The 14,785-nt window shown below is 64.1% G+C and carries 17 protein-coding genes; 11 read left to right on the top strand and 6 right to left on the bottom strand.

What is annotated here, in order from left to right; translation table 11 throughout:
* Window positions 1-74: 74 nt before the first annotated feature.
* Window positions 75-392, bottom strand: coding sequence for a hypothetical protein (locus ACSYDW_RS12360; RefSeq protein WP_438339025.1), 318 nt, complete (start codon window positions 390-392; stop codon window positions 75-77).
* A gap of 86 nt (window positions 393-478) precedes the next feature.
* Between ACSYDW_RS12360 and ACSYDW_RS12355 the strand changes: the two genes are divergently transcribed.
* The 3 genes from ACSYDW_RS12355 to ACSYDW_RS12345 all read left to right on the top strand — a co-directional run bounded on the left by ACSYDW_RS12355 (window position 479) and on the right by ACSYDW_RS12345 (window position 4,365).
* Entirely contained in the window at window positions 479-1,933 is a 1,455-nt protein-coding gene (locus tag ACSYDW_RS12355; protein ID WP_438339024.1) for a serine hydrolase domain-containing protein, read from the top strand.
* A gap of 207 nt (window positions 1,934-2,140) precedes the next feature.
* Window positions 2,141-3,610, top strand: a complete 1,470-nt coding sequence (locus ACSYDW_RS12350; RefSeq protein ID WP_438339023.1) for an amino acid ABC transporter substrate-binding protein/permease — start codon at window positions 2,141-2,143, stop codon at window positions 3,608-3,610.
* On the top strand, window positions 3,607-4,365 hold the full coding sequence (locus ACSYDW_RS12345; protein ID WP_438339022.1) for an amino acid ABC transporter ATP-binding protein: 759 nt from the start codon (window positions 3,607-3,609) through the stop codon (window positions 4,363-4,365). The genes ACSYDW_RS12350 and ACSYDW_RS12345 overlap by 4 nt, the downstream gene beginning before the upstream one ends.
* Window positions 4,366-4,450: 85 nt before the next feature.
* Here ACSYDW_RS12345 and ACSYDW_RS12340 read toward each other — a convergent pair whose 3' ends face one another.
* A complete protein-coding gene (locus ACSYDW_RS12340; protein WP_438339021.1) occupies window positions 4,451-5,260 on the bottom strand; it encodes a polysaccharide deacetylase family protein in 810 nt (269 codons plus the stop codon).
* A 284-nt stretch (window positions 5,261-5,544) separates the two neighbouring features.
* On the opposite strand from ACSYDW_RS12340, the gene ACSYDW_RS12335 reads away from it, so the two are divergent.
* The gene (locus tag ACSYDW_RS12335; protein WP_438339020.1) at window positions 5,545-5,973 is read left to right on the top strand and encodes a DoxX family protein; all 429 of its coding nucleotides are present in this window, start codon (window positions 5,545-5,547) and stop codon (window positions 5,971-5,973) included.
* A gap of 227 nt (window positions 5,974-6,200) precedes the next feature.
* Here the strand turns inward: ACSYDW_RS12335 and ACSYDW_RS12330 are convergent, their stop codons facing one another.
* Window positions 6,201-6,914: a hypothetical protein gene (locus tag ACSYDW_RS12330; protein WP_438339019.1), complete on the bottom strand. Its 714-nt coding sequence runs from the start codon at window positions 6,912-6,914 to the stop codon at window positions 6,201-6,203.
* Complete coding sequence (locus tag ACSYDW_RS12325; protein ID WP_438339018.1) at window positions 6,911-7,303, bottom strand: PadR family transcriptional regulator; 393 nt, start codon at window positions 7,301-7,303, stop codon at window positions 6,911-6,913. Before ACSYDW_RS12325 ends, ACSYDW_RS12330 begins: the two co-directional genes overlap by 4 nt.
* A gap of 147 nt (window positions 7,304-7,450) precedes the next feature.
* On the opposite strand from ACSYDW_RS12325, the gene paaA reads away from it, so the two are divergent.
* From paaA to ACSYDW_RS12290, 7 genes are all read left to right on the top strand, one after another.
* Complete coding sequence (paaA, locus tag ACSYDW_RS12320) at window positions 7,451-8,440, top strand: 1,2-phenylacetyl-CoA epoxidase subunit PaaA (protein ID WP_438339017.1); 990 nt, start codon at window positions 7,451-7,453, stop codon at window positions 8,438-8,440.
* 3 nt (window positions 8,441-8,443) lie between these two features.
* The gene (gene paaB, locus ACSYDW_RS12315; RefSeq protein ID WP_438339016.1) at window positions 8,444-8,737 is read left to right on the top strand and encodes a 1,2-phenylacetyl-CoA epoxidase subunit PaaB; all 294 of its coding nucleotides are present in this window, start codon (window positions 8,444-8,446) and stop codon (window positions 8,735-8,737) included.
* Window positions 8,734-9,594 carry a 1,2-phenylacetyl-CoA epoxidase subunit PaaC gene (gene paaC, locus ACSYDW_RS12310; protein ID WP_438339015.1) on the top strand — a complete coding sequence of 287 codons (861 nt, stop codon included), beginning with the start codon at window positions 8,734-8,736 and terminating at the stop codon, window positions 9,592-9,594. The genes paaB and paaC overlap by 4 nt, the downstream gene beginning before the upstream one ends.
* 19 nt (window positions 9,595-9,613) lie before the next feature.
* A complete protein-coding gene (gene paaD / locus ACSYDW_RS12305; protein ID WP_438339014.1) occupies window positions 9,614-10,102 on the top strand; it encodes a 1,2-phenylacetyl-CoA epoxidase subunit PaaD in 489 nt (162 codons plus the stop codon).
* Window positions 10,099-11,268, top strand: coding sequence for a 1,2-phenylacetyl-CoA epoxidase subunit PaaE (gene paaE, locus ACSYDW_RS12300; protein ID WP_438339013.1), 1,170 nt, complete (start codon window positions 10,099-10,101; stop codon window positions 11,266-11,268). The genes paaD and paaE overlap by 4 nt, the downstream gene beginning before the upstream one ends.
* Window positions 11,269-11,347: 79 nt before the next feature.
* Window positions 11,348-12,127 carry an enoyl-CoA hydratase/isomerase family protein gene (locus ACSYDW_RS12295; RefSeq protein WP_438339012.1) on the top strand — a complete coding sequence of 260 codons (780 nt, stop codon included), beginning with the start codon at window positions 11,348-11,350 and terminating at the stop codon, window positions 12,125-12,127.
* 162 nt (window positions 12,128-12,289) lie between these two features.
* The gene (locus ACSYDW_RS12290; RefSeq protein ID WP_438339011.1) at window positions 12,290-12,763 is read left to right on the top strand and encodes a hypothetical protein; all 474 of its coding nucleotides are present in this window, start codon (window positions 12,290-12,292) and stop codon (window positions 12,761-12,763) included.
* A 57-nt stretch (window positions 12,764-12,820) separates the two neighbouring features.
* On the opposite strand, the gene ACSYDW_RS12285 is transcribed toward ACSYDW_RS12290, so the two are convergent.
* Entirely contained in the window at window positions 12,821-14,146 is a 1,326-nt protein-coding gene (locus ACSYDW_RS12285) for an MFS transporter (RefSeq protein ID WP_438339010.1), read from the bottom strand.
* Window positions 14,147-14,213: 67 nt separating this feature from the next.
* Window positions 14,214-14,663, bottom strand: coding sequence for an Lrp/AsnC family transcriptional regulator (locus tag ACSYDW_RS12280; RefSeq protein ID WP_438339009.1), 450 nt, complete (start codon window positions 14,661-14,663; stop codon window positions 14,214-14,216).
* Between the last annotated feature and the right edge of the window lie 122 nt (window positions 14,664-14,785).

Genomic DNA, 14,785 nt, shown 5'->3' with positions numbered 1-14,785 from the left:
CCCACCGCGTACAAACCCGCCCATGCGTACCCGGGGGGACGGGGCCGGTCCGGGCCGGAATCGCAGGGGGTGGATCAGGACGCGGCGGGTTTCCACCGGGCGGCGTGCAGCAGCAACGTGGCCAGCAGGCACAGCACCCCGAGAACCACGAAGGTGAAGGCCGCGAAGTTGTAGGTGGACAGCACCGAAGGATCGAACGTGAATGACTCGTTGTAACCGGTCCCGTGCGGAACCCACGATTTCTCCGCGCCCACGCGCTGCAGGATGGCCGCGGTCATGAACAGGGCTCCGGTCAGGATCCACAGGGCCACCGCATAGGGGTTCCAGGGCGTGGAACGCGTAGTAGGCGGAGACGATGCGGCATCAGTTGCCGCGCTGGGGGAATCGATCATGAGTCGAGCTTACGGATCCACCGCACCGGATGCGAAGCACTCAAAGCCTCCGCCTAAAACGCTATACGACATGGCAGGATGTCCACATGAGCGAAGCGCGGACCTCCACAGCCACCCCTATCGAGACCGATCCGGAGGCGAATCCAGCCGTTGCCGTCTGGGAATCGGTGCTGCGGTACGCCCCGGGCTTCCTCGAAGTCGACCGCGCGGTGTCCCGGCAGCCGGGTTTCCAGTGCGCGGTGGGCGTTGACGGCACACTGCTCGGCGCCTTCAGCGGCGGGTTCGCGCACCTGGGCAGGTCCGCGCCACTGACCGAAGGGCACCTCTTCAGGGTCGCCTCGCACTCCAAGACCTTCACCGCCACGGCCGTCATGATCCTGTGCCAGGACGGCGTCCTCTCCCTCGAGGACAGGCTCGGGGACCTGGTGCCCGAGCTGGCCGGCTGCGAGGTTTCCGGCGTCACCGTCCGCGAACTGCTCTCGCACTCCGGCGGCATCATCAGGGACAGCGAAAACGCAGACTTCTGGGCCCTGGGGCGGCCCTTCCCGCCGAAGGCCGAGCTGCTGGAAATCGCCAGGGCCTCGAAGGTCCTGGAACGCAACGAGCACTTCAAGTACACGAACATCGGCTACGGGTTGTTGGGCCTGGCCATCGAAGCGGCCAGCGGCCGGGACTACGAAGGGTTCGTCACCGAACGCATCCTCGTCCCGCTGGGACTGTGGGACACGGGAGTGGACCTTGACGCACGCGCTCCGGAACTCGCCGCGGGCTACGGGCCGCTGGTGCTGGCCGGCACCGACCACTCCCTGGAAGCCCGGACCGAGATCGAACACGTCCACACCGGCTCGCTGGCCGCCGCCACCGGCTTCTACTCCACGGCCAGCGACATGGTCGCCTACTTCTCCTCCCACCTGCTCGGTGCCGCACCGAGCGTGCTCACCGACGATTCCAAGCGCCTCATGCAGCGCCAAGTGGAGGAGTCGGGCGTCGCGGGACGAGGCTACGGACTCGGGCTCATCCTGCAGAAGGTGCAGGACCGGGACACCTTTGGCCACAGCGGCGGGTACCCGGGGCACATCACCCGTTCCTGGGTCGTCCCGGAAACCGGTGTGGTGCTCAGCGTGCTCAGCAACGCCGTCGACGGTGCCGCGACCTCCTGGGGAGAAAAGCTCATGGCCCTGGCGGCGCTCGCCGAACGGGCAGCACCGGAGTCCTACGTCGGCGTCGACCCGGAAACGATAGCCCGCTTCACGGGCCGCTTTGCCGCGCTGTGGGGACTGCAGGACGTCGTGGAGCTGGGCGGCAAGCTGTACATGCTCGAGCCAGGGGCCGCGATCGACCCGAAGACCACGTTGCCGCTGGAATTCGTCGACGGGAACACCCTGAAATCGGCCGACCCCAACGGCTTCGGCGGCTACCGGGAACCCATCCGTTTCGAGTTCGACGGGCGCGGGGCCAGCGCACTGCGCGGCCCCGGGGGAATGCGCTTCGTGCGCCGTGGGGACTTCTCACTTCCCGGCGTCCTGGCCCCCGCCCTGTAGCGGCCCGCGCACTTCCGGGCGGTCCGCCGCGGTCGTCGGGCCGCCCGCTCGGAATGCCGGCACGGAACGCCGGTAAAGACTCGGAGAAGATCGCCGTTTTAGGGGCTTCCGGCAGTGTTCTTGGGAACCCGATGCACCTATGCTTTGTCGCGTGTTACATCCGCCGCACCACGGCGGACGCATCCAGCATCGGGAGAGTGAAAACACGTGAAAACAGCACTTGGAAGAGGTGGTCCCGGAGCCCGATTCAAGACCGTGCTCGCCACCGCGTTGGGCCTGGTCCTGCTGCTCGGCGGAGCCGGCACCGCCTGGGCGGCAACCACGGACGACTCGGTCGCGGGCAAGACCTTCATCATCGGAACCGACACCACGTTCGCACCCTTCGAGTTCAGGGAGAACGGGGAGCTGACCGGCATCGACATGGACCTGATCAGGGCAATCGCCAAGGAGGGAGGATTCGAGGTTGAAATCCGCTCCCTCGGCTTCAACGCGGCCCTCCAGGCCCTGAGCTCCAACCAGGTGGACGGCGTGATCGCGGGCATGTCGATCACCGACGAACGCAAGCAGGTCTACGACTTCTCCGAGCCGTACTTCGAGTCCGGCGTCCAGATGGCGGTGGCCAAGAACGACGACACCATCAAGGGCTACGAGGACCTCCGTGGAAAGACCGTCGTGGCCAAGACCGGGTCCGAGGGCGAGGCTTACGCCAAGTCGATCGCCGACCAGTATGGATTCACCGTAAAGCCGCTGGACCAGTCGGCGACCATGTACGAATCGGTCAAGGCAGGTTCGGCGGTGGCGGTGTTCGACGACTACCCGGTGCTCGCCTACGGCGTGGCGCAGAACAACGGGCTGAAGACGGTCACCGACAAGGTGCCCGGCGGCTCGTACGGATTCGCCGTGAACAAGGGGAAGAACACGGCCTTGCTGGCGTCCTTCAACGACGGGCTGGCGAAGCTCAAGGCCAGCGGGGAGTACCAAAATATTTTGGACAAGTACCTGGCGAACCCCACGGCGGCAGTGCCCACGAGCTTCATGGACCTGCTGGTGAAGTCCTTCCCTGCGCTGATGAGCGGCCTGAAGAACACCTTGCTGGTGACGGCCATTTCCTTTGTCGTGGCAATGGCGATCGGCCTGTTGGCCGGTTTCATGAAGATCTCGCGCAACATCGTGCTGCGCGGAATCGCCACAACGTTCGTAAACGTCTTCCGGGGAACCCCGCTGCTTCTCTGGGCCTTCATGTTCTACTTCGGCATCCCGCAACTGACAGGGCAGCCGATCAACATCTGGGTGGCGGGCGTGCTGACCCTGTCGCTGAACTCCGGTGCCTATGTTGCGGAGATCGTGCGTGGCGGCATCCAGTCGGTGGATCCCGGGCAGCTCGAGGCCTCGCGTTCGCTGGGCCTGGGCTACGGGAAATCCATGCAGAAGGTTGTGGTCCCGCAGGCCTTCAAGATCATGACGCCGTCCTTGATCAACCAATTGATCATCATGTTGAAGGACTCCTCGTTGCTGCTGGCCATCGGCTTCGCGGAACTCCTCTACCAGGGCCAGCAGATCTACGCGGCGAACTTCCGCGTCACGGAGACGCTGCTGATCGTGGGCGCCATCTACTTCGTGGCCATCATGGCCCTGACCAAATTGGCCAACTACGCCGACAGGAGGTTCAACAAGTGAGTGAACCAGCCGTTGAAACACAGAAGCCAGCGAAGATCACGGTGCAGGGTCTGCGCAAGTCGTTCGGCAGCAACGAGGTGCTCAAGGGCATCGACGTGGAGATCGGCGAAGGCGAGGTGGTCTGCATCATCGGGCCGTCGGGCTCCGGGAAGTCCACGTTGCTTCGCTGCCTGAACAAGCTCGAGGAAATCTCGGCCGGGCACGTCATCGTGGACGGCTACGACGTCACGGACCCGAAGGTCGACATCAATGAGGTCCGCCGCCACGTGGGCATGGTGTTCCAGCACTTCAACCTGTTCCCGCACATGTCGGTGGTGGAGAACATCATGCTGGCACCGGTGGAGCTCAAGAAGGCGACAAAGGAGGAGGCCAAGGCCCAGGCGCTCAAGCTCCTGGCTAGGGTGGGGCTCGAGGCGAAGGCCAACGTGCGCCCCGCTTCCTTGTCCGGCGGCCAGAAGCAGCGTGTCGCCATTGCCCGGGCCCTGGCGATGAGCCCGGGCATCATGCTCTTCGACGAAGCCACCAGCGCACTGGACCCGGAAATGGTCGGCGAGGTGCTGCAGGTGATCCGAGACCTGGCGGCCGAGGGCATGACCATGGTCCTGGTGACGCACGAAATGGGGTTCGCGAAGGAGATCGGCGACAGGGTGGTCTTCATGGCTGACGGCGTGGTCTGCGAGTCGGGCAGGCCCGCGGACCTCTTCGGGAACCCGCAGCAGGAGCGCACCAAGGAATTCCTTTCCAAGGTGCTCTAGCCAAGGCCTGGGCGTAGCGTGCGCCGTGCCCGGCAAACGGGCGCGGCGCAGCTTTGTCGCGGTGCAGGGGATTGGAAGTTGTGGCTTAGTCCTTGGATCCTGGACGCTGGCCCGAGCCGTATCCGATTCCCGGTTTCGGGTTGCCGATGAGTTCGGTGACGGTCACGAAGTGGTAGCCCTTGGCGTCAAGGTCCTTCAGGATCTTGGGCATGGCCTCGATCGTCGACTTGTGGATGTCGTGCATCAAAACTATCGAGCCGGGAACGACCTTCTCCGCTGCCTTGATCGTCGATTTGGTGTCGCGGGTTTTCCAGTCGAGGGTATCGACGTCCCACAAGGCAATCGGAACGTCGAGGTTCTTCTTGAGCGAAGCCGGAAGCGCGCCGAACGGCGGGCGCACCAAGGTGGGTTCGACTCCTGCCGCGTCCTTGACCGCATCGTCGGTCTTCTGCAGGTCGCGCTTTGCGGCGCTGAGAGACATTTTGTTCAGGTCTTCGTGGGACCACGTGTGGTTGCCGATCTCGTGTCCCCTTTCGACCTCGTCCCGTACGATCTGCGGGTTCTTCTTGACGTTGCGTCCGATCAGGAAGAACGTCGCCTTGGCGTTGTACTGGTCCAGCAGGGCCAGGAGCTCCGGCGTGTATTTCCCCGGTCCGTCGTCAAACGTCAGGGCGACGCACTTCACCTCGCTGCAGTTTGGCGCGACCCGTTCATTCTTGGGCTTCGCCTCCGCCGCAGGGTCCGGCGATTCCCCGCCGGCGGTCCCGGATCCCTCGGGCGGGGAGGCGAAGGGATACCTCACCCAATTTTCGCTCAGCGGGACAGAGCAACCGGCCAGGGAAAGCGTCAAGGCCAAGGCGGTTGCGATGCGAAATACTGCACTGCGAGAGCTCATGGTTCCCATGTTGCCGTTCCAAGCTGCAAAGATCCTCCACCGGCATGGCGTTTCGCCACAAGCGATAGCGAAGCCCCGACATAGGGATGCGGCAAAGGTACTGGGGGAGGGACTCGGGCATCGGCAACACGACGTCACATGAACCGAGGCAAATATCACAATGGTTGAAACTTCAATCAAAATAATGCGAGGCTTGATGGGACATTGCGGCCGGATCGCCCCGGCTCGCAGCGCCATTCCGCCGCGAGTGGAGACGGTGCCCCACTATCAAGAAGGACACATCCATGAATGCCTCTTCGAAAAACCTGAACCTGGCAACGGCCGCCCAGACGATCCTGCGCGTTGTTGTCGGATTCCTCTTCGCCGCGCACGGTTGGCAAAAGTACGTCCAGTTCACCCTGGACGGGACGACTGCCGCCTTCGGCCAGATGGGCGTTCCCGCTGCCGCGCTCGTGGCGCCGGCCGTCGCCACGCTCGAGCTGGTCGGAGGCATCGCCTTGATGCTCGGCGTGTTGACCCGCGTTTTCGCGGCGCTGCTTGCGCTGAACATGCTCGGCGCGCTGGTCTTGGTGCACGCCCCGGCAGGAATCTTCGTTGAGAACGGAGGGTTCGAGCTGGTGTTGCTCCTGGCTGCCGGTGCCGCCGCCATCGCCCTGGCGGGCCCGGGGCGCATTGCCGTTGACCGCCTGATTCTTGGCCGCGCCCGGGCATAGCTTCCTCGTCGCATCCGGGCCGAAGGCCCTCGAGTCCCCGTGTGCACCGACTGAGAACCGGTGCACACGGGGACTTTTTACTTGGACTGGCGGGGCTGGGTGTCGATGCCCGGGTGTCAGGTTTTCGTCTTGGCCGCTGCCTGCGTGGCGCATGATTCGCGAGGTGCGGATGTAGCCATATCGGACCGTGGCGATACCGGGTCAGGCGGCGCAATGCGGAGGGTGCGCTATCGGGTCGAGGCCAAGGTGGCCACGGTGTTGCCGAGTGCAACGAGGGGTATTAGCGCATGGGGGAGGACTGTAGCCAGGAAATTTGAGATCGACGAGGATTTTCTGGGGGATGTCAGCGGGGCCACGATCGGGTCGTCAGGAGTGTGCGCCGTCTCGTACATTCCCCAAAAAGAAGCCGCCAGCAAGATCAGCCCCGACAGGACGCCGGCAACCAATGGGTCCACGCTCAACCAGGCGACGCCACCTGCTGTTGGTGCAAAGAATGCCGATGAGGCCGCCGCGACGATGCAAATTCCCCACGCGACGACAGGAGCCCAGAAACGTCGAACGAGTTTCTCGAGGTAGAAGGGCAGGGTCGCGACCGCCAGTAGCGGAACCAGTAGCAGGAGTAGTTGCGGAAGCGAGAAGCCCAATTCCGTGCCTCCGGCCAGTGCGGAGACAGCGGGAATATTAACCAACAGTGCCAGGAACGCCAACGTGGGGGCGAGCGTCGCGCCGGGCCGTAGGCCGGCACCTTCGACGAGGGGCAGGTCCAGCTGGTCCGCGTATTGCCTTGGCGTCCCGAAGGCTTCCAGCGGGGCCTGCCCGGAGTCCGCCAGGAATTCCTTCACCGAGGCAACGGCATCGCCGATGGCATCCCCTCGGACCTCGCGTACCCGTAGTTCGATGGTGAAGTCGTTGATCCATTTCTTTTCGTCAGTGGAATTCACGGCGCGCCTTCCTGTTGGTTCGAGGTGAGGTAGTCATTGGTGGTTTTCGTGAACTGTGCCCAGGCCACTCGTTGTTCTTGCAATGCCGACCGGCCTGCCGGAGTGAGCGCGAAATACTTGCGCCCCGGGCCGCCGTCCCCGGCGCGCCACTCTGTGGTGAGAAGCCCTGCCGCTTCGAACCGCGTCAGTAGTGGATAGAGCGTCCCGCCCTTGATGCTGCCGATACCGGCTTCCTCAAGTGCCGTGATGATCGCATACCCATAGGAAGGTCCACTTTCCAGCGAGCCCAGTGCGCACATCCCCAGCGTTGCCCGAATCCAGTCGCTGGGCCACATTGGTTCCTGACTCGCACCGGGACCGATGGCGATTGCGGCTGGAGGGGTATTCATAACTAGATTGTGTGTCTAACTAGTAAGTCTGTCAAGCGTGAAGTTTGGTCATTCTGGCGCGTAACCGATTGACGAAAAGGTGACCCTCCGCATATTCTGAACGAACGGTCAGTAAATAAACTTTTTTGTCACAGTGAGGTGAGCACTATGGCTGCACAGAATGAAGGCGGCGGAAAGCTATCCGCGGTACTTTCTCCTGAGGAGCAAGCAGGCAAGGATCGTTTCGACGCGATCATCGCCGAAGATTCCCGCATCGAACCACGCGACTGGATGCCCGAGGCCTACCGTAAGACGCTCACGCGTCAGGTTTCCCAGCACGCGCACTCCGAGATCATCGGAATGCAGCCCGAGGCAAACTGGATCACCCGCGCTCCGTCGCTGAAGCGCAAGGCCATCCTGATGGCAAAGGTCCAGGACGAGGCGGGCCACGGGCTGTACCTCTACTCGGCTGCCGAAACCCTCGGTACCCCGCGCGACGAGCTCAACGAGCAGCTGCTCAGCGGACGCGCGAAGTACTCCTCGATCTTCAACTACCCGGCACGCTCCTGGGCGGACATGGGGGCCATCGGCTGGCTCGTGGATGGTGCGGCGATCGCCAACCAGGTTCCGCTGTGCCGCGCCTCCTACGGCCCGTACGGCCGTGCCATGGTTCGCGTGTGCAAGGAAGAGTCCTTCCACCAGCGCCAGGGCTTCGAGATCCTGCTCGAGCTCGCCAACGGCACCGAGGCACAGAAGAAGATGGCGCAGGACGCCATCAACCGCTTCTACGCCCCGGCCCTGATGATGTTCGGCCCGACCGATGACGAGTCCCCGAACTCCAAGCAGTCCATGGAATGGCGCATCAAGCGCTTCTCCAACGACGAACTGCGCCAGCGTTTCGTCGGCATGATCGCCGAGCAGGTCAAGGTCCTCGGCCTGACCCTGCCGGACCCGGAATTGCACTTCGACGAAGAGTCCGGCCAGTGGATCCACAAGGAACTGGACTGGGAGGAATTCAAGGCGGTGATCGCCGGCAACGGTCCGGTGAATGCCCAGCGTTTGGAACGCCGCCGCCAGGCCCACGCCGAAGGCTCGTGGGTTCGTGAAGCAGCAGCGGCCTACGCCGCGAAGATGGCTCGAAAGACTGAGGTTGCCTAAACAATGAGTGAAAACAACAGCGCCTGGCCGCTTTGGGAAGTATTCGTCCGTTCCTCGCGAGGCCTCTCGCACGTGCACGCCGGTTCCTTGCACGCCCCGGACGCCGAAATGGCGCTGCGCAACGCACGCGACCTGTACACCCGCCGCAACGAGGGCGTGTCGCTGTGGATCGTGAACTCGGCCGACATCATCGCCTCCGACCCGGATGCCAAGGGCCAGTTCTTCGAGTCCCCGCAGGGCAAGGACTACCGCCACGCGACCTACTACACCAAGAGCGAAGGCGTGAAGCACCTGTGAGCGCACACGACATCGACCACTCCCTGGACAGCTTCGGCGACGCAAGCGCCTCGGCAACCCGCGTCACCCCGGGCAACGCACTGCGCCCGGAGGACATCGCCATCCAGCAGGCGGCCCCGAGCGAAGAGGTTGCGCAGTACGCGCTTCGCCTGGGTGACGACGCCCTGATCCTGGCGCAGCGCCTGTCGCACTGGATTTCCCGCGGCCCCGAGCTCGAGGAAGACATCGCGCTGGGCAACATCGCCCTGGACCAGCTGGGCCATGCCCGTTCCTTCCTTTCCTACGCCGCACTGGCCTGGGACAAGACCGAGGACGACCTCGCCTACTTCCGCGAGGAAGAGGAATTCACGGCACTGCACATCGTGCAGCAGCCGAACGGGCATTTCGGCACGACCATCGTGCGCCAGCTGATTGTTTCGATCTTCCAGCACCTGCTGTACACCCGGCTGCTGGAGTCCTCGGACGAGACCATTGCGGCGATCTGCGCCAAGGCCGTCAAGGAAGTCGACTACCACCGCGACCACGCCATCCAGTGGACCCTTCGCCTGGGCCTCGGCACCGAGGAATCGGCTGCCAAGATGCGCCACGCCCTGGAGATTCTCTGGCCATACGTCGACGAGATGTTCAAGGACGAACCGCTCTACGACGTGCTCGGAGACGCCGGAGTTCGCCCGTCGACGCTGCGTGCGGCGTGGGACGAGGAGATCACCGCAGTGCTCGCCGACGCCGGCTTGGAAATCCCGAAGACCGGTTCCGCGATGAGCTTCGGCCGCCAGGGCGAACCCAGCGAACACATGGGCTTCATCCTCGCCGAGATGCAGGTGCTGGCGCGCAAGCACCCCGGCGCCACCTGGTAAAGAAAGAGGCTGACTGACAGTGTCTGTTTCCACCGAGCAGTTGCTCGAAATCGCCGCCCGGGTCACGGATCCCGAGATTCCCGTTCTCACCATCGAGGACCTCGGGATTCTGCGCTCGGTGCAAGTAGACACCGAAGGCACCGTGCACGTGACGATCACCCCGACCTACTCGGGGTGCCCGGCCATGGATGCAATCACCGAGGACCTTGGCATCGCCTTCCGCGAGGAGGGATTCGACAAGGTCTCGGTGGACCTGGTGCTTTCCCCGGCCTGGACCACCGACTGGATGACCGAATCCGGCAAGGCCAAACTCGAGGAGTACGGCATCGCGCCGCCCACCGGCAAGGGCCACCGCGGTACCGTCACCCTGGGCATGTCGGTCAAGTGCCCGCGGTGCCACTCGCTCAATACCAAAGAACTTTCCCGTTTTGGTTCCACCTCCTGCAAGGCGTTCTACTCCTGCAGGGATTGCCTGGAACCGTTTGATTACTTCAAGGTGCTCTCATGACAGAAACCGCTGCCACGCCCGAAACCACCCGACGCCGCGCCGCATTCCATTCCCTGCGGGTCGCCGAGGTGCGCCGGCTGACCGCCGACGCCATTGAGGTCACGTTCGAAGTCCCCGAAGACCTGGCCGACCAGTTCGACTACGTCTCGGGCCAGTACGTCGCCCTGCGCAAGGAACTGCCCGACGCCGACGGCAACCCCTTCGAGCTGCGCCGCAGCTACTCGATCTGCGCCGCACCGGTACGCGGCGAGATCCGTGTGGCCATCAAGCGCGACCTCGGCGGGATCTTCTCCACCTGGGCCAACGAATCCCTGTCGGAGGGCGACGTCATTGACGTGATGAGCCCTGCGGGTGCCTTCATTTCCAAGCACAAGATGACGGGGATGAACGACCCGGAGTCCATCGACACCGACAACGAGAACAACTTCGTCGCGGTGGCAGCCGGCTCGGGGATCACCCCGGTCATGGCCATCGCCCGCACGGTGCTCGCCGCGAACGAGAACACGCGCTTCGACCTGATCTACGCGAACAAGGCCGCCATGGACGTCATGTTCCTCGAGGAACTGGCCGACCTCAAGGACCGGTACCCGGCACGCTTCGCACTGCACCACGTGCTCAGCCGCGAACAGCGCATCTCGCCGCTGCTCTCCGGCCGCATCGACTCCGAAAAGCTGCAGACCATGCTCAGCACGGTGATCCGCACTGCCTCGGTGGACGAGTGGTTCCTCTGCGGCCCGTTCGAACTCGTGCAGATGGTACGCGACAACCTGTCGGCCCAGGGCGTTGCCGCGGAAAAGGTCCGCTTCGAGCTGTTCACCACCGGCGAGCCCAACCGCCCCGAAGGCAACATCGGTCGTCCCGTGGTTGTCGATGACGGCGGGAAGAACTTCGAGATCTCCTTCAAGCTCGACGGCCTGCAGGGCGAGGTCAAGAGCCCGGCCACCGCCCGTGAGACCATCCTGAACGCGGCACTGCGCGTCCGCCCGGATGTCCCCTTCGCGTGCGCCGGCGGCGTGTGCGGCACCTGCCGCGCCAAGGTCGTGACCGGCACCGTCGAGATGGACGAGAACTACGCGTTGGAGCCGGACGAGGTGGAGAAGGGCTACATCCTCACCTGCCAGTCCCGTCCGACCAGCGACAACGTGCTTGTCGACTACGACGCCTAGCAACAACTGAAGACCGGGAAGGGTCTGTCCACGGACGTGGGCAGACCCTTCGCCCGTACCGACACGAAATGAGGACCGGATGATTGACCTAAGCATTTCCGGCGGCGTGGCAGAAATCGTGCTCAACGCCCCGCAGAAGATGAACGCGCTCGACGAGGCGGCGTTGGCCGAACTCGAGGCCGCCTACGACAAGGCCGCGGAGGGCGTCGAAACCGGCGAGGTCCGCGCGCTCTTGCTGCGCGGGGAAGGCCGCGGGTTCTGCGCCGGCCGCGACATCTCCGGTGTCACCCCGGCCGATGACGACGTCATCGGATACCTGGGCGGGAAGGTCCAGCCGCTGTTGGCCAAGATGTCTTCCTTCCCGGCGCCGACGTTCGCCGCGGTCCAGGGCGCCTGCCTCGGCGTCGGACTCGGCCTGGCCATCGCCACCGACGTCGTCTATGTCGCGGACAACGCGAAGATCGGTTCGCCCTTCGCCAACCTGGGTGCCACCCTCGACTCGGGCGGGCACTGGCTGTTCACCGAGCGACTCGGCACCCACCGCACGCTGGACATGATCTACACCGCCGAGCTGGTCAGCGGTGCCGAGGCCGTGCGTTCGGGCCTCTTCTCGCGCTCGATGCCGGCCGAGGACCTGCTGGAGAACACCCGGGCCATCGTCGCCAAGGTTGCCACCGGTGCCACCGAGGCGTTCCGTGCCTCGAAGGAGCTTGTCGCCGAGATCCGCGACACCCGCCTGGGGCTGTGGGAATCCATGGCCAACGAGAACCAGGCGCAGGCCGACCTGTGCGCCACCGAGGACTACGCCGAAGGCTTCCTGGCCTTCCAAGAAAAGCGCAAGCCGGTGTTCAAGGGCTAGCGATTCCCGAAGGCCGGAATCGATGCGCCGCCGCCGTTGGCCCAAGCCGACGGCGGCGGCGCGTTTTCATTGCTCCGAGCGGGTCGCGACGTCGTGCTCTATACAGCCGGCCGGTCGCCTCGTAGGCTCGTGACTTGAAGCTTCCGACAAAGCGAGGGTTAGATGACCACCAGTGAGAAGTTTGCCTGGACCACGGGCCTCATCGCGTCCGGTGGGCTGTTCCTCTACTCAACACTCGTTGCCGCAACAACGTCGTCGTTGCATGAGTGGGAGCCGGGTCGCGGGATCGTTGCGCCCATGATCTGGACGACCGTGGCTATCTGTGTGTCAATGGCGGTGTCAAGCCACATCATCCTGCGCGGCCGATCGCAAGAGAGCGACCAGCGTGATGCGTGGTCCTTAGGCGTTGCCTACCGCGGTAGGACCACGCCGGGACAGGGGATTCTCTTGGTCGGCGGGATCCTGCCGGCCTTGGTCCTGGCATTCGCCGCACAGTACGCATTTGCGAATGCCTTGTTCACCGGATTGCTTTTGGCAACGGTTGCCCGATCGTTCATTGATCTCGCCAACTACCGCCGCAGGCGCGCGGCACCTCGAATCGCCAGGCCGTCCGAAGTCCGCGGGCGGTCCGCATAGAACCGGCGAACGGAGTCCCGCAGTGGCCGATGTCCCGACCGCGACCGTGGCGCTTCCCTATCCGGTGGGACGTGCCGGAGACTTGAGGTTTGGCGGTGCGGTGTCCCTGCCGGGTCCCTTGAGCAAGGTGGCCAGCGGAAGTGCCGCGCATGCCGTGATTCCCACCCAGATCCACAGTGCAGGCTGCAAGCCGAGCCGGTCGCCCAGGATGCCGCCAACGATTCCCATCACCGGAACCGGACCCATCGTGAAGACTAGTCGGAACCCCTGTTGGCGGCCCATCATGTCCTCGGGTGTGAAGCGCGCCAGCAAACCATAGGCCGTCGCGTTGTAGGCGACCATGAGCGCGTTGTAGAGCACCGAATGGGCAACGACCATCGCCAGGGAAGCAGCCGGGAAGCCGGCCGCGAGTGGCACGATGGCGACGGCCAGCGGGAGGCAGCCGACGGACAGGAACAGAACCCTGCGCTCGCCCAGGCGACCCACCATTCCCGGAACCAGCAGGGACCCGAGCAGGCCGCCCACGGCAATGGTCGAGATGACGAGCCCGATGGCATGCGGGGTGAACCCCAGTACCTTGACGAAGTACAGGGTCTCCAGCGCTGCGCCCATGGCGAGCCCCATGTTGGTGACCGACGACGATGCCGTCAGTGAACGGATCGTGCGGTTCTTGAGTGTGAAATGGAGCCCCTCGGTGAAGGAAACCTTGAAGGAAATCCGTTCCTTGGGCTCGGTGGGCCGGTTGTCGGTGGTCTTCGGTTTCCCGAAGCCCAGGAGCAAAGAACCTGCCGCCATGAAACTTGCCGCTCCGGCTGCCAGAAGTGTGAATGGTGCGGAGACCAGGGCAACCAGGACCCCGGCCAGGCCCGGGGACATGATGCCCACCGAGGCATCCACTGTTTCCTTGCGTGCGAAAGCCGCAGCAACGAGGTCGCGCCCAACGATGCCGGGCAGCGCGGATCCTGCGCCCATGCCCCAGACCATGCCGGCCACGCCGACCAGGAACGAGACCGCCAGCAGTTGCGGGTAGCTGAGGACCTGAAGTGCCCAGCAGGCGGGGACGGACAGGATCGCCAGCCCGGCGGTGGCCTGGGCCCACATCATGGCCCTGATCCGGTTGAGTCGATCCAGCAGGATCCCGGCGGGAACGGCCAGGAACAGGAACGCGAGGGAGCCCGCGGCGTTGAGCATGCCGATCTGGGTGGCATTGGCGCTGAGCGCGTAAATGGCAACCAGGTCGTCTGCCACATTCAGGATGCCCGAGCTGATGGCGCCGAAGGCAATCGAGACCATCAGGGCGCGGAACCCCGGACGCCGCCGCAGGAGACTCGGCAACCCCGCAGCGGAATCGGATGTCTCGGTCTCCGTCGACAGCCGATCCATGATGCCGCTCCCTGCGCTGGAGACCCCTGGTGAGTCATTGGGATTAGCCTATGACTCTGCCTGGTGATTAGCGAGTATCAACATCCTCGAAGATCAGGAATGTCTGGGTATCCAGGACGCCCGGCATGGCCTGGATCTGCTCGAAGATGACCCGGCGCAGGTCGACGTTGTCCCTCGCGCGAACCAGGAGGATGACGTCGAAGTTGCCGCCAACCAGCCCGATGTGGTGAACCTCCGGCATGAGGGCCAGTCGTTCGCGCAACTCGCGCCAGGAGTGCTGGCGCAGTTTCAGGGTCACGTAGGCACTGGCTCGCAGGCCTGCACGCAGCGGGTCGATCACCGCGGTGTAGCGGGTGATGACCCCTTCTTCCTGGAGGCGGTTGATACGAGAATAGGCGTGTGCGCGCGAGACATGGACCTTCTGGGCAACGGTGGTGACCGACTGGCGGCCGTCCTTGGTCAGCTCTTCGAGGATGCGGTGGTCCACGTCGTCGAGTCGAACCGGGGGAGTCTCCATCAAATGCCTCTATCCGCTTTGTCCATGAACCGTCGTGTAGCGGCGGTCACACTTGCAATCCGTCCACAATACTAGCGATCTCATTCTCAGTTTTCCAGAATTGCGCAACAGACTGGATACGT

The organism is Paeniglutamicibacter selenitireducens (assembly GCF_051550675.1).
In the GTDB taxonomy this organism is placed as follows: domain Bacteria; phylum Actinomycetota; class Actinomycetes; order Actinomycetales; family Micrococcaceae; genus Paeniglutamicibacter.
This window is presented reverse-complemented; position numbering and strand designations above follow the sequence as displayed.

Bases quoted from the DNA above. Each gene is read 5' to 3' on its own strand.
- ACSYDW_RS12360 (WP_438339025.1), bottom strand. From the start codon at position 392: ATGATCGATTCCCCCAGCGCGGCAACTGATGCCGCATCGTCTCCGCCT.
- ACSYDW_RS12355 (WP_438339024.1), top strand. From the start codon at position 479: ATGAGCGAAGCGCGGACCTCCACAGCCACCCCTATCGAGACCGATCCG.
- ACSYDW_RS12340 (WP_438339021.1), bottom strand. From the start codon at position 5,260: ATGAGCTCTCGCAGTGCAGTATTTCGCATCGCAACCGCCTTGGCCTTG.
- ACSYDW_RS12335 (WP_438339020.1), top strand. From the start codon at position 5,545: ATGAATGCCTCTTCGAAAAACCTGAACCTGGCAACGGCCGCCCAGACG.
- ACSYDW_RS12325 (WP_438339018.1), bottom strand. From the start codon at position 7,303: ATGAATACCCCTCCAGCCGCAATCGCCATCGGTCCCGGTGCGAGTCAG.
- paaA (WP_438339017.1), top strand. From the start codon at position 7,451: ATGGCTGCACAGAATGAAGGCGGCGGAAAGCTATCCGCGGTACTTTCT.
- paaB (WP_438339016.1), top strand. From the start codon at position 8,444: ATGAGTGAAAACAACAGCGCCTGGCCGCTTTGGGAAGTATTCGTCCGT.
- paaE (WP_438339013.1), top strand. From the start codon at position 10,099: ATGACAGAAACCGCTGCCACGCCCGAAACCACCCGACGCCGCGCCGCA.
- ACSYDW_RS12295 (WP_438339012.1), top strand. From the start codon at position 11,348: ATGATTGACCTAAGCATTTCCGGCGGCGTGGCAGAAATCGTGCTCAAC.
- ACSYDW_RS12290 (WP_438339011.1), top strand. From the start codon at position 12,290: ATGACCACCAGTGAGAAGTTTGCCTGGACCACGGGCCTCATCGCGTCC.
- ACSYDW_RS12285 (WP_438339010.1), bottom strand. From the start codon at position 14,146: ATGGATCGGCTGTCGACGGAGACCGAGACATCCGATTCCGCTGCGGGG.
- ACSYDW_RS12280 (WP_438339009.1), bottom strand. From the start codon at position 14,663: ATGGAGACTCCCCCGGTTCGACTCGACGACGTGGACCACCGCATCCTC.